Consider the following 14964-nt stretch of genomic DNA (forward strand, 5'->3'; position numbering starts at 1 on the left):
TGTGATATAAGAAAATATTAAATACTACACGACCAGAGCACTATGACATAGTTATAATGGTCTTAGTTTTGAACATTACTCTTTCCTTGCAAATATATCGGACAATGGAAAGAAAAGTTAATAGTTAATCCGATCGGTGTCGATAATAAAGAACCACAGGGGCCGGAATAATGACAGGTGATATGAAGAAGAGTGCATTGTTCACAGGAATCTAAATGGAATAAATTTGACAGTGAGTAATATCATGGAAAAAAGAGAAATTGCGATAGCTTTGCCAATGACAGGTGAAGATGAATGGCGCGCTGTACGAGAACCAATCATGTCCGGCTGGATAACTCAAGGGCCTAAAGTTCAAGAATTCGAAAAACGTTTTGCTGAGATGCATGGTGTGAAACACGCGATAGCTGTTAGCTCCTGCACGACGGGATTACACTTAGCTCTGGTAGCGATGGGAGTGGGACCCGGCGATGAGGTCATCGTTCCTGCGTTTACTTGGGTAGCAACAGCTAATGTTGTCCTTTATTGTGGTGCTAAACCGGTTTTTGTTGATGTCTGTAAGACATCTTTCAATATGGATATTGATCAGGTTGTTGAACGCGTCACCGAAAAAACAAAGGCCATCATCCCAGTTCATCTTTTTGGCTTGTGCGTTGATGTTGAACGTTTAAAAAAAGTACTCCCTGAAAATATCTTGATATTAGAAGATGCTGCTTGTGCCGCTGGAGCTGAATTGCGAGGCCGCAGAGCCGGAGGGCTTGGTAATGCTGCTTCGTTTTCATTCCATCCGAGAAAATCCATTACCACTGGTGAAGGTGGAATGGTGACAACCAATTGTGATGAATTAGCACGGATCATTGTGCAGTTGAGAAATCATGGGGCTACTCTTTCTGAAGAGCAACGACATCTCGGTCCCAAGCCATATATATTACCGGACTTCAACGTACTTGGTTTTAACTATCGTATGACCGATTTACAGGGCGCTGTCGGTTTGGTTCAGCTAGATAAACTTGAAGCGTTTATTGAATTTAGGAAACACTGGGCGAATTACTATTCAGAAAATTTAAGCTCTCTAAAGTGGTTGAAAACACCCGTGGAGAGTAATGAAGTTAGACATGGTTGGCAATCCTATGTGACTTATATTGATCCGTCTCAGAGTCCAATGAACAGGAACGATATTATGGAGAGTCTGCAAGCTAAAGGAATCGCAACTCGACCCGGAACTCATGCGGTTCATTTGTTGGCTATTTATCGTGAAAGATTTAACTTATGTCCAAATGATTTCATCAATGCAAAAGCGTGTAATGATCAAACTATGGCTATCCCCTTGCATAACATGATGTCAGAAGATGACTTTGCATATGTAGTAGATGCCTTAAAATCGCTTTGATACAGAGAATTGTATGACTTTGACGATATCCGTGAAAATGGACCTGTGAGAGATTTATGTGTGGTATAGCTGGATATATTAATCTGGATGGTAAGCCCGCTTCAGCAACGTTACTGCGGAAGATGACAAACGCAATCATTCATCGCGGTCCTGATGGCGAAGGTCAATGGTCGGAAGAGAATATCGCTATCGGTCACAGACGATTGGCGATTATTGATTTGACTCCCGCAGGCCATCAGCCAATGATTTCTCCCTGTCATCGATTTATCCTCAGTTATAACGGTGAAATATACAATTATAAAGAGTTAAGATTAGAGCTTGAAGCAATAGGCTATTGGTTTCGCTCTCAAACAGACTCTGAAGTTGTGCTTCATGCTTTATCTGAGTGGGGAGAAAAAGCGATTGAAAGATTTAACGGTATGTTCGCTTTCGCTTTGTGGGACCGAAAGGAAAAAGCGTTGCTTTTGGCAAGAGATCGCTACGGAATTAAACCTCTATATATCGGACGTCTGGACGATAGCATTGTGTTTGCCTCTGAGCAAAAAGCAATAATGCAACACCCTTCTTTCAAACCACATATTAATAAAAGAGCATTGCTAGAGTATTTTACTTTTCAAAATATTTTTACTGAACAAACATTGTTGCAAAACATCCAGCTTTTTCCTCCGGGAACATACGAGAAAATACAGTATAAAGTGGGCTCTAAAGCCACTCATTCAAGGACTCAGTATTGGGATTACCATTTTAGGGAACCGGACGATATTGGTGATGTTAGAGAGTACCATGAGGAACTTGATAGGCTTATACAACAAGCGGTGAATAGGCAATTGGTAACTGATGTTGAGCTCGGTTCCTACCTTTCCGGTGGAATGGATTCAGGAACGCTCACGGCACTGGCATCCAGACAATTACCTTATATCAAAACATTTACCTGTGGTTTCGATTTAAGTTCGGCCTCTGGAATTGAACTGACGTTTGATGAACGGAGTAAAGCCGAGGCTATGTCAGCGTTGTTTAAGTCTGAACATTACGAAATGGTGCTTAAGGCTGGAGATATGGAACGTTGTATGTCTTCCTTGGCATTTCATATTGAAGAACCGAGAGTCGGTCAGTCGTACCCAAATTTTTACGCCGCAAAATTGGCTAGCAAGTTTGTTAAGGTAGTACTGTCAGGAGCTGGCGGGGATGAACTTTTTGGGGGCTATCCATGGCGATACTATCGCGCAACTATATGCGATGATTTTGAAGATTATATTGATAAGTACTACGCATTTTGGCAGAGGCTAATACCCAACAACCAACTCAAGAGAGTGTTTTCACCAATTTGGTCTGATGTAAATGATGTCTGGACACGTGACATATTTCGCGGTGTATTTAGGACTCACGAAAACAAACTCGAAACTGCCGAAGATTATATTAACCATTCTTTGTACTTTGAAGCCAAAACGTTCTTACATGGGTTATTTGTCGTCGAAGATAAACTCAGTATGGCACACTCTTTAGAGACCAGGGTGCCATTTATGGACAATGACTTGGTGGATTTTGCAATGCAGTGCCCGGTCCGACTTAAGCTGAATAATCTTAATCAAGTGGTTCGAATGAACGAAAATGAACCTGGCAACAAAGCGTTGCGGTATTTCAAAAAAACAAAGGACGGCAAGCAGATACTCAGGAATGTGATGTCTAAATTTATCCCAGATAAGATCACGCAAGCAGAAAAGCAGGGATTTAGTTCACCTGATGCCAGTTGGTTTAAAGGGGAGAGTATTGATTTTGTCAGGGCCAAATTGCTGGAGAACGATTCTGCCATTTATGAGTATATAGATAGAAATACCATCAAAGCCTTAATAGAGGAACATTTAACGGGCAGTAACAACAGGCGCTTGTTGATTTGGTCGCTGCTGAGTTTTGATGCTTTCTTAAACAACTTTGGGGGGCAGAATTGAGCATTGTCTTTATCGGTGCCAGTAAATTTGGCCTAAGATGCCTTGATAGCCTTAATAAGTTGAACAGCATTAAAGTATCAGGTGTGGTTACGGCACCTGAAAGCTTTAGCATTTCTTATAGCGAAGAAAGAGTGAAGAATGTACTACATGCAGATATTAATGGGTATTGCCAGTATCACAACATTCCTTGCACTATGCTTCGAGATAAAATGAACTGCCCCGATCTGATTAATCAGGTACGGGCATGGCAGCCGAAAATGTTTGTAGTGGTTGGCTGGTATCACATGCTTACCAAACCGTGGATGGAGATCGCGCCTGCTTATGGTATGCATGCTTCTCTTTTACCAGATTACACTGGAGGAGCACCATTGGTATGGGCCATGATAAATGGTGAGACAAAAACAGGTATAACACTGTTTCGGTTTGCTGACGGTGTAGATAATGGACCGGTTGTAGATGCTCAACAAACGGTTATTGACGAGAGTGATACTATCGCTTCTTTGTATCAAAGAATTGAGCGATTGGGTGTCGAATTGTTAGAGGCAAAAATCCCAGACATTTTGGATGGAAGTGCTAAACACACCCCACAGAATGAATCTTTGAGAAGAACATTTCCACAGCGAACACCTAAAGACGGGCATATAGATTGGCAAAAATCGAGTGTCTCTTTGTACAACTTTATTCGTGCTCAGACTCGGCCGTACCCCGGGGCATTTAGCCGAATTGCGGGCCGGAAACTAAAAATTTGGGCGGTGGCTAAAGTGAAGGATAAAGTCTTGGCGGACAGAATTAGGCCCGGAGAATGCGTTATACAGGATGGTAAACTGTATGTAGGTACCTTGGATGGAAAACTAGAGATTCTTGAAGCTACGTTGGAGGGTGAGGAATATTCACAAAATGAAAACAGTGAAAAAGTATTGAAAATGCTTTCTCATCTCAATTGCAGAAAATTGGATTAAAATAGTATCTGTGATTGTAAAAATATATCAACTTAGTTGACGTCAATGAGCGTTAAACACAGAAAGTACCCAAGTAGTGTTAAAACTAACAAAAAAATTTAAGGTTAATTAGCAAGATGCAGCAGAGTATCGGTGAAAATGTCGACAATAGTAATGACTTTACTCTGACACACTATCGTGAACTATTGAGTCTGGCCCAAAAAAAATATCCATTTTCACGCTATTGTGAAGTTTCAGGACGGTCTACCTTTATTTTGTGGCGGCACGATTTGGACCTGTCTCTGAACAGAGCCTTGCATTTGGCTAAAATTGAACATGAACTAGGTATTACCGCGACTTATTTTTTAAATCCTCATTGCGAATTTTATAACCTACATGAAAAGGGGCAATTTGACATTGTCAGGCAGATCCAGGAGCTGGGGCATGACATTGCTTTGCATTTTGATGCAGGCTTCCACAATGTCATTTGCGAAACATCGCTTGATGACATTATCTCAAGGGAAAAACAGTGGCTTACAGACTGGTTTGGCCAAGAACCCACAGCGGTAAGTTTTCATAATCCAGACGCTTTTTTGATGTCTTGTAATGCTGAATATTATGGTGGATTGATAAATTGCTACTCAAAAACTTTCATGGAGAATATTGATTATTGTTCAGACTCCAATGGTTATTGGCGTTTTCAAAGGTTAAAAGATGTGTTACTTCATGGTGAAGGCCAGCGGTTGCAGGTTTTGACTCATCCCGGATGGTGGCAGAATGAACCAATGCCGCCCAGGTCACGGGTTTATAGGTGCGCCTATGGAAAGGCTGAAGCGCTAATGAGAGAGTACGATAATTTATTGGCAGAAAAAGGAAGAGATAATAAAGGGCAAGAAATGCTCTTGTTTATGAGGAATTATAATCAGTCCCTTTATCTACTTTGTGATTATCTCTGGCAGCGTCACCATTGCGCTGATCTATTAACAAAACTTAGAGGCATTCTTGAAACGCAATTGCGTTTATTTTGTGATCGTTTTATCGCAAAGCGTTTTCAGGTTTCCTCTAGCTCACGTACGGCTTTCTTTGCTTGTGATGAGATTGTTAACAATAATGCGGTCGACTTATTTCAATCGGTTTTGGGGGAAGAAGGTTTGCTGTTACTCAATGAACTGAACATTCGAAGCGCTGATATGCTTATTTCTAAAAGTAGTGAGTCGTCTAAAGGGATAATGCACTCGCAGGAGTTGAAAGAAGAATGCCAACGATTTTCATCAAATATAGAGAAGCTAAGTTGTTGGGGGACACAGCACCCAATGATAGACTGTTCGGGGCTTCAACCAAAAGATTGGGGCCTTGAAGAGAGTGAACTCGAAGAAAGTGACTTTGAGCAAGAAGATAATCTGGAGCCAGGTAGTGATGATATCAAGACGATGTTGTGGAAAGATTTCCAATTACATATTATCAAAGGGCTCTCCTAAGCTGGAAAGTCTAAGGCGATGGAACGGCCCAAGCTTGCAAGTAATTGGGTGGACAAAATCATATTTGCATGAATAACTTCATGCATTAGAGTCAATTAATTTACTTAACGAAGCTTGGACTGGTCAGCCCATAACATCAAGAGCTCAAAGCCAACAAATAAGGCGTTGCTTGAAAGGTGTCTAATCATGACATCAAGCTTCTGAAATACCCTGTTCAAAGAATACAATTAGTACAATCGACACCAATTCTTTCAGATCTGGGCAACTAACTCTCAGAATGGCAACACTACAGCCACTGGGTAAGGCCGTATTCAGCACTCGACGTAGCGCTACAAAGAGCCAAGTGACGAAACACCTCTCTCTGAGGAAGTAAGCAATGAATATGAGTCAACGTTCTAGCCAATTCAAGATGCAAATTGTTAGAGAGATTTGGAGATAACCAGATTGCAACGACCTCTATGAGTCATAGAGCTGACTGTTCCTCCATGAAATAAGGTTCTCCAAACCTTGCCTCAAAGTGTCTTGATACTGAAAGCCTAGTTCTTCAAGTGCCTTTTTCGGGCACCCTATTCTATTCTGGACTAAGCGCCTCGCATCTTCTTCACTGTATGGGTTGTATTGAACCTTCAGATCTGATTGTTTTAGCTCCAAAATAAGTTCACATAACTGTTTTATTGAGGTTTGAACTCCAGAGCCAACATTATAGAATTGATCCGTTACATCGGATTCCATTGCAAGAATGTTGCACCGAGCAACGTCTCGCACTGAAATAAAGTCATACGCCTGAGAACCATCTCCGTTAATCTGAGGAGATTCTCCAGCATCAATTTTGTTTAGCATGATCGGAATAACACCCGTGTAAGCCGCAGTTTGATCTTGGTGTGGACCGTAAACATTCATGTATCGCAAGCCAACATAGTTCAGACCATATCTGTCAAAAATGGCTCGGCACATTGCTTCACCGGCAATTTTAGTCGCTCCGTAGAAATTGCGATTGTTGAAGGGGTGTTCTTCTGACATAGGTAACTCAATGGCATCACCGTATACTGAGGCTGAAGAAGAATATACGAGCCTTTTGACGTTGTTCTTAACACAAGCTTCTAAAACATTAAACGTTCCTTGCATATTGACGTCGAAAGCAGTCCTTGGATAATCTTTGCAATGCAATAGCCACATCGCCGCCAAATGAAATACCCCATCCACTCCTCGCATGGCGGCGTTTAAAATATCCGTATCTCTGATATCACCGCCGTGCGAGAAAATACTGCATCTGGGATCTTTGAGACTCGACTCAATATATGAGCTATTGCCTCGTGTGAAATTATCATAAATGATGATTTCTTTTACGTCGGTCATAAGCAGTTGTTGCACAATATGGCTGCCAATAAAGCCTGCACCACCAATGACTAATATTTTCTTATCGGCTAAATCCATTCTTCATCTCCGGATGTTTTTTATTTATAAAATGGCGTCCCTTACAAGGCGATTATTGAGACATTATTACTTTTAATACGGTGGGCTAGAAACTCCAAAATTTCATTTTTAAATGCTTCCGAGGCGACAATAATATTGCCTTTTTCAATCTCTCGAATTTGTTCTGGGGGAAGAACTTGATTTCCATCGACCTCTAAATCCATAAATTCTGCAGAGCGATCATAAAAAGCGACAACGGACTCTTTTTGCCGCTGTGATAAAGACTCGTACACGGCTCTACCCATTTTACCCGCGCCGTATATATACAGTGAACCAGGCTGTTTGTCGTCGAGCTTTTGAATAAGCAGTGCTACTGGTCCATCGACAATGTAAGTTATCTTTTCTTTGAACCATTTGATCATAAACTTGCCTCTTTTTTTTTGTGATTACGGGATTCGTCCGCAATGATAAGTTATCGACAATTAACACTTAATGTTAAGATAATTATATGCGCTCGGTTAAAACAGCCGGGATTCCAACTTACACACTAATTTACGCTTTATTAACCTTCTTCGGCGGCCAACCTGTCTGCACATTGTTGATAAGTGCGTCTTAACCCTTCATTGGTTTCTAATCGTGCCAGACTATTCCAGATAGCAGCACAATCAGGGTAATCAAAAGCAAGATCTTGCAGGGCTTTGATATTATTTGCATCCTTGTATTGATTAATCTTGTGGAGAATTTCAAGGTTTTCTGAAATCAGGTAAACTTTTTCTTCGCTGGATGGAAACTCACTCTGAATTGTTCTGAGTATCTCCATTTCATAGGCAATACTAGCAATAATCAATACATCAAACTCAAAACTTTCGAGTGACGTTGTGGGGTATATTTCACACCCGTCTTTTTTTATTTCTTTTTGAACTCCAGAGTCGATAAAACCCAAGAACTTTCTTTGGGGAAAATCGTTCTGGATAACGTCTCTAATTTGCCATCCAATTTGACCACTGCCCCAAATCAAGATCTTCTGGAGTTGCTCATTCTGTGTCAAAAAACTATTAATCCGCCGATCAATTAAATTCACGAGTGCCTCTATCCAATAGTGCTAAATTTATAAGTGGCCAATAAAGTAATACTTTATCCAACTGCTTGTTGCGGATGTAAAACCGTACGGTTTCTGAAAGTGTTTTGCCATCAAACAAAGTAGAAGCGGTTATACGAGAGTCTGACATCAAGTCAGAAAGCCAGTCAATTAACGATGATTGTAACCATTGCTGCATTGGGGGAGTAAACCCCGACTTGTCAGTTCTATTTCTCACTTTTTCCGGCACAAACTCAAAGTGCTCTCGAATCAGCGTTTTGTTTCGGCCATTGGCTATTTTCAGGTCACTATTTGCCCTGAAGGCGGCAAGCACAAAGCGATAGTCTAAAAAGGGAGACCTTATTTCTACTGAGTTTGCCATTGACAGTCGATCATAATTTTTCAGGATATTGGGCAAGGAGTAATAGTGAAAATCCTCATACAATTTCTGAAATAACATGTCTTCCTGCCTGTATTCTGACACATCATGCTCTGTGACGATGTCCTTTTGGAAATCATAGTCACCGAATAAGAGTGCCTTTAAATAAAGTTTTTTGTTTTTCAGTTTGCCATGCAGCGATGCTGCGTCTAGTGGCGCATTTAACACATTGCCACGGACAAAGTTGCGTTTTATTTCGGGATTCATATCTGCCAACATGGTGAGGACCTGGGCTAATCTTTCAGGGGATTTTCGCTGTTGTAAAAGATCACCCAGATAGACATTAATATGACGTTGATAGCCGCCCAGTAATTCGTCGCCAGCATGGCCTTCAATAGAGACCTTGTAACCATCGTTTTTCATGTTCTGATACACAAGCCATTGGCCGATAGCGGGCAGTGAGGTTACATCTTCAAGGGCAAGACAGGTGGTTTCCAGATGAGACAATGCGTCATCGCCTCTAATGTTGACCCTTTCAAAATTAAGATGATATTTATCTATCACCGATTTTGCCCATTTGAATTCATCGAGAGGGCTGTTTTCAAAGGAACCCACATAGGTTTTTAAACTTTTACTCGTTATCAAATTTGGCAAGATTGCTAAAGCAGAGGTAACCGCTGAAGAGTCCAGCCCACCGCTCAAAGATGTCGCTATTTTTACATCTGTTCTGGTACGTATCTCACAGGCATTGATAAATAGCTCTGTGAGTGATTGTGCGTCGCTGGCATAGTTACCACTAGCCAGGTATTGGTATGTATTCCACCATTTGCAAATTTTCGTATTGTTTTTGGAAACGATCATATATTCGCCGGGAAGCAGTTTTTCTATCCCCTCGTACAACGTACCTCGCTCCGATTCAACCGCTTCCGGATAAAGCATTAAGAAGCTAGCCTGAGTGCTTGATATACTTAGCCCGTCGTGATGCTTTTTAAATGCTTTCTGCTCTGATGCAAATGCAAAATACTGCTCCTTGCTCCTGTAATAAAGGGATTTGACACCAAACCTGTCCCTTGCAAGGAAAAGGTGCTGCTTTTGCTCATCCCATATGGCGAATGCCCACATACCATTAAATTTGTGAACACATGCTTCTCCCCAAGCTTGATAAGATGTTAATAAGACCTCGGTATCTGAATGGGTTCTGAATTGATATCCCAAAGCCTCCAGTTCAGCTCGGATTTCGACATAGTTATATATCTCACCATTAAACGAAAGTGCACAACTATTGTCATCTGATAGAAATGGTTGATTCGCAACGCTTGAAGTATCTACGATAGAGAGACGACAATGACCCAAGCCCAAATTACCCGATGTAGATATGTGGGTTGACTGGAAATCAGGACCCCGATGAGTCAATGAGAGATTAAACTCTGTTAACTCGGCCACATCTACCTTGTTATCAAATTGGAATATACCGCTAATACCGCACATTTAAATTGTCTCCTTACTAGGTATTATCGTAACTCTGGAAGATTCTCTTTAACATTATTTGCCAAATTCCATAGATGGATGTTATCCCGGATGGCCGACCGGAACTTTACAAAATCCTCAGGTGTCAGATTGAGAATGGAGTGAGCAATTTCATCGATAGACTCTTCAGAAAAGCCAATCCCTGTCCCGTATTGATTGGTTAAGGTTTTCATATCTTCAGAGAAGCTGGTGATAACGGGCAGCCCCGCATAAAGAAATTCAAAATATTTGTTGGGTAAGCAATGTTTATTCTGACTGTTATTAACCTCTAGTAGGTACAGTCCGGCATCGTAACTGCTGCAGTATTTTATGATTTCATCAGGGTGGACTGGTGCAATGATGCGAACATTAGGTACTTCTTCTGAGAGTTTTTTCAATTTATCAAAATAGGCGTTTGAAGGAGTGGTTACAAGCATCAAATCTAATTGATAGTTGCCCCCTAAGAGGTGCATGAGGTGAATCATTTTTTCCAAGCCGCGATTCTTAAATGCATTACCATGATGAATAAACCGAATGGGGTAGCTAATCTCTCGCCTGTCATCCCATTCAAAAAGTAACTCTTGTCTGGGATAGCTGGGGAAAAAGTAGACTTTCTTGTTGACTAAGGTTTCGTACCACCTTGCTATGGTTGGGGATACTGTAAGAAGCTTATGGGCTAAGGGCATATGCTTTCGACAAACATATTCACTCAGCTTACCTCGGGTTTGCTGCCATGCAGCATCGTCAGAGAATTCCAGCGGGTAATATTCACGCGCATCGAAGATGATTTTACTTTTGTTAAAGTGGCTAAAATGCGGCAAAAGAAACAGGTCGTGGACAAAAATGATGTCGAACTCACCATCATTTATGCGTGGCAACTGATACCGTCGTACCTCAAGCTTTTCTGCAAGCCACAATACCCCAAATTTAACTGCAATTTTGTTGAGCCACCTGACAAAAGGAGATTGCACTTGTTTGTTTATAAATCCACGGCGCTGGTGATCTGCTTTTTCATCTAAAGCTGCAGGGCACAGATAGGAGCATTGGTGCTTCTTACTTAACTCTAAGTACAAACGCCTTGGCCGAGGGCATTTCAGAATAGGAGTTTTAAAAACCAGAAGTACTTTTTTAGTCAATTCGAATCACCATTAGTGCGCTTTAAGATAGCTTCTTTTGGGCTAGTTTTAGCCAATCTGATTTTTCTTTGCTTGTTAATTCCCTGCCAACAATGTCATCCGCTATTATTGGCATTGCACAATATTCTCCTCTGTTTTTTAGCCCGTCTAAAAGATTCAACGGGCTATTTGATTGGGGGAGTGCCAGATAATCACTAAATTTCACATAATATTCACTATAGAAGTTGCTTTTGCGCAATTCCTCAGCATATTTTTCAATAGTGTCAGGACTGTTTTGAAAAAAAGATAAACGAGGGATAATTATTTGCCATCTGTCTATTGAATGAAGTGCTTTTACCAACCATTGTTCATACATTGAGTAAATGGAAAAAGGTTTATCTCCAGATTCAAGCGAACTCAAGTCCCCCTGTTGAAGGCTATCAATAAAACACACTAAACACACTTTGAGCGCAGCATTTCCCTCAGGGATATGTAGTTTGGACAATACCTTTAAACTCTCCACCGCAATCACGACTTTTTTTAATTCATTTTCACAATCAACATCATTTAAAAACTGTTGTAATACCTGGTTAACGTCCTGGCAGTTTTCTTCTCCTGCTGTCAACATCAATTGGTGAATACCTGAATTTTTGACTGACGAATCAAAAGGGTGCAACTTAGTCCGCTTGTCCAGATACCAGCTTGTCCTGAATTCGAATTTGTTGTCTTTTGCCAGTGGTGTGGAATAAGCGATATCGTCTAACGGCACAGATTGTAGAAAAGTGAGCTCTCTACTACCATGCATGGAATTGGATATGTCAAATTTATCTCCGGGCCGGGTAATGAGAGACTCTATCTTGTGCAACATTTCTTGCCACAAAGCTCTGGCTGTATTCGCTGCATCAAGTAAATCAGAATCTTCTTTTTCTGCAGCACCTGCTAATTTGCTGAATAGGGCATTCGCATAGTTGGTGGAACCATATAACAGGTAAAAAAACAAAGAAGAGTGACTTTTAAAAGACGATACCAGAAGCTTTCTCTGTTGTTCTACAAATTTTTCCACATTTGGAAGACTCTCAAAAGGCGTCGAACTGGCCTTAATGAACCTATTCAACTCTTTTTTCAAAGTATCTTGTTGGTACATGTCTTGAAAAGACTTAGTGAAACGCTCAGTGATTGGCGGGCGGACAAAGCACGCTTCCTTGATCTTTGCAACAGTGAGTTTTTTTTGTTCTGCTGTAGAGGTCAATAAAATATTTTCCAGTGACAATGGTGTTGTCCCCATAATTTTGGCGCCGTCACTACAGTTAAAGCAATCTAACGTCTTCGATGCGAGTAATTCTTCCATTAGAGTTTTTGCTATTTTAAACTCATGCTTGGTGAAAACTTGCTTCCTGAAATTACCCGGAACGATTAGCGAGGTATTGTTACTTTCCGCGTAATCGTAAAGCTCCTCGCCTTTGTTGTTATAATATCCAGACTCTTTCGAGTGGTGATTCTTGTTATCGACAAATCCAAGGTCCACGCCAAAAAGATACAACTGCTTAAAACCAATGAGACTAAATACATTAAGGGCAAAATTCGAAACGGTTGGAAAAGCATGTTCCAGAGTGGGATATTTATCTTCCCCTAAGAGGTTTAAACAACAAATGGTCGAAGATTCCCCTTCCTTGAAAGCCACGTAGACATCTTTGAATAAATCGGCGGTATCAGGATGGATACCGTTGCAGGCAAGCAATGAAATATTCTTTACGTACTCTTTATCGCCAATTCGACTAACCCAGTCGTAGGTGGCACGGTTTTGTTCAATCTCAGCGTGAAAGTCTGGAGTAATTCCATTTTTGTATAGTACCTGCAAAGAGGTTCCACAGGAGATAAGAATTGCTTGGCTTTGCATAGATTTAATGTCAGCAATAGATTGGTCGAGCGAAGGGCCGTTACCGACAAGAAATACAGGCAGATGCAGATTATCATAAGTCAAAGCATTACTTGGGTTTTTTATTAAGTGCTTGAATCCTCTTAATATGCCTTGCTTAGTATGTTCAATACCATAGAACGCATGATCAAAGTACTCTCCCATTAATACAACGACTTGTAATTGTTCCCTGAGCTGTGCAATAGCTCTGGACAAATTTGCATTGTAATAAACTTGATAAAAATAGGTGTTGCTTAAAATGTAGGGACCGATTGAATAAAATTGATTCAATAGATCGCGAATAAGGTTACTGCCATCATCTCCGATATTGAGATACAGTCGCCATTGCTTTTGGTTGATAGTGTCTAAGATACGACACCAATCTATGGAAAATAGTGAAGCAAAAAAGAAATCTCTGTTAGGTTCACAGATAAACAGTTTTTCTACTTCAAAGTCATCAAGTAAATGTTCTAATTGATGTCCTAAACCCAAGCCAAACATGATAAGTGATTTAATCGTGTTTGGTAATGTCCCTATTTCTTTGCTTTCCTTAAGCAGTTTTTCAGTTTTATTGACAAATTGGTAATGTACGTAGTGCTTTAGCTTTTTACCGTCATAACCAAAAATAACGCCATCTTTGTTCGGGTGTTTCTTAAAGTTGTTAAAGCTACTTGTCGTTTCTTCAAGGGGATCATTGCCATGGAAAGGCGTTAACGTTTCTTTGTGTATTATATTTATTCTGCCGTTAACTTTGTTCTCAACAGGTAACCATTTTATTGGGGCGTAATTTATAAAGTCTTTGTAAACTTCAGGAAAAAACTTCTTGAGTGATGCAAGATTTTCTTTGAATAAAGTGTTGTCCTTACTTACCTGTTGATAGTTATTCATGTCGACTGGGGCTGTCCAAGGGGGATAAAAATCACGGTAATCTTTATTTTGACTGAACTTGAACCCCTGAGTTTTTAATGTTTCCCAAGGGCTGGAAAGCAGTTGAGTATAAATGGCATCAAAAATGGGGTGGTTGTAATGTTTGTATAAATAACAGCCTTTTACATTGAACGCCTTACAGAGTTCATCCAGATCAGATATTAAATCACGACCATCCTTACCTAACTGGAAATAGAGATTAGTTCCTTTTTCGTTGGCACCATCAATTATATTTCGCCAGTCACATACCAATGCGGAGGACTTAAAGTATTGCAGCTCTGGTTCATAAATAATGATATGTTGAATATGTTGATCGTTGATAAGGGAAGTAATGTGATGACCCAAACCACAGCCTAAGACCACAACACATTCAGCCTGTTTTGGTAGTGGCTGAGCTTTATTAAGCCGTTGTAAACTGGGGAGTTGTGTAAGTGACAATGAGTCAGCTAGAAGCTCACCAGATGTTTCGTCGTGATGGTCTGGATTTTGTACATCTGTAAAATCCAAATAAGGCGCTTTTCGTTTGAATTGATTGTATTGTTCCTCAATTTCTTGTTTTGGGTGAAAACCATAAAACGTTCTACCGAGTCCTATGTCAACCATGTTGAATTCGCCGAAACGATTGCAAAATATGGAAATGTTTTGGTTTTTTACCTTTTTAATATAGGGAACGATACTTGGGATACTGCGTTGAAAAGCATTTATGTTTCTTAACAACAAAGCATCCAGGTTAGTAGCGAACTGCTGTTCTAGTTGTTCCTGCTTTTCCTCATCACTATCAGTGTGCAAGCGAATATCTTTTAGCATAACGGCGTTTGTCTACTTTTTTATTATAAATTTGATATTGAGGCTTATTATCTTGCGCACAATATTTTGAATTAC

Annotated in this window: 10 protein-coding genes; 4 read left to right on the plus strand and 6 right to left on the minus strand. The window is 40.4% G+C overall.

What is annotated here, in order from left to right:
- The first annotated feature begins 244 nt into the window (after positions 1–244).
- From ACXAGP_RS11840 to ACXAGP_RS11855, 4 genes are all read left to right on the plus strand, one after another.
- A complete protein-coding gene (locus ACXAGP_RS11840) occupies positions 245–1387 on the plus strand; it encodes a DegT/DnrJ/EryC1/StrS family aminotransferase (RefSeq protein WP_475261602.1) in 1143 nt (380 codons plus the stop codon).
- Between the two features lie 56 nt (positions 1388–1443).
- On the plus strand, positions 1444–3333 hold the full coding sequence (gene asnB / locus ACXAGP_RS11845) for an asparagine synthase (glutamine-hydrolyzing) (protein ID WP_475261604.1): 1890 nt from the start codon (positions 1444–1446) through the stop codon (positions 3331–3333).
- Positions 3330–4292 (plus strand): methionyl-tRNA formyltransferase, encoded by a 963-nt coding sequence (locus ACXAGP_RS11850; protein ID WP_475261605.1) that lies wholly within the window; start codon positions 3330–3332, stop codon positions 4290–4292. The genes asnB (ACXAGP_RS11845) and ACXAGP_RS11850 overlap by 4 nt, the downstream gene beginning before the upstream one ends.
- A gap of 116 nt (positions 4293–4408) precedes the next feature.
- Positions 4409–5749: a hypothetical protein gene (locus tag ACXAGP_RS11855; RefSeq protein ID WP_475261606.1), complete on the plus strand. Its 1341-nt coding sequence runs from the start codon at positions 4409–4411 to the stop codon at positions 5747–5749.
- A 456-nt stretch (positions 5750–6205) separates the two neighbouring features.
- Here ACXAGP_RS11855 and ACXAGP_RS11860 read toward each other — a convergent pair whose 3' ends face one another.
- From ACXAGP_RS11860 to ACXAGP_RS11885, 6 genes are all read right to left on the minus strand, one after another.
- Positions 6206–7183, minus strand: coding sequence for an NAD-dependent epimerase/dehydratase family protein (locus ACXAGP_RS11860; RefSeq protein WP_475261608.1), 978 nt, complete (start codon positions 7181–7183; stop codon positions 6206–6208).
- Between the two features lie 41 nt (positions 7184–7224).
- Complete coding sequence (locus ACXAGP_RS11865; protein ID WP_475261610.1) at positions 7225–7584, minus strand: nucleoside-diphosphate sugar epimerase/dehydratase; 360 nt, start codon at positions 7582–7584, stop codon at positions 7225–7227.
- A 140-nt stretch (positions 7585–7724) separates the two neighbouring features.
- Positions 7725–8243, minus strand: coding sequence for a hypothetical protein (locus ACXAGP_RS11870; protein WP_475261612.1), 519 nt, complete (start codon positions 8241–8243; stop codon positions 7725–7727).
- A complete protein-coding gene (asnB, locus tag ACXAGP_RS11875) occupies positions 8230–10107 on the minus strand; it encodes an asparagine synthase (glutamine-hydrolyzing) (protein ID WP_475261613.1) in 1878 nt (625 codons plus the stop codon). Before asnB (ACXAGP_RS11875) ends, ACXAGP_RS11870 begins: the two co-directional genes overlap by 14 nt.
- A gap of 23 nt (positions 10108–10130) precedes the next feature.
- Positions 10131–11003 carry a glycosyltransferase family protein gene (locus ACXAGP_RS11880; protein WP_475261614.1) on the minus strand — a complete coding sequence of 291 codons (873 nt, stop codon included), beginning with the start codon at positions 11001–11003 and terminating at the stop codon, positions 10131–10133.
- A 280-nt stretch (positions 11004–11283) separates the two neighbouring features.
- The gene (locus ACXAGP_RS11885; protein ID WP_475261615.1) at positions 11284–14889 is read right to left on the minus strand and encodes a motility associated factor glycosyltransferase family protein; all 3606 of its coding nucleotides are present in this window, start codon (positions 14887–14889) and stop codon (positions 11284–11286) included.
- Positions 14890–14964 lie beyond the last annotated feature (75 nt).

This window comes from Planctobacterium sp. AWM4_229 (assembly GCF_056160305.1).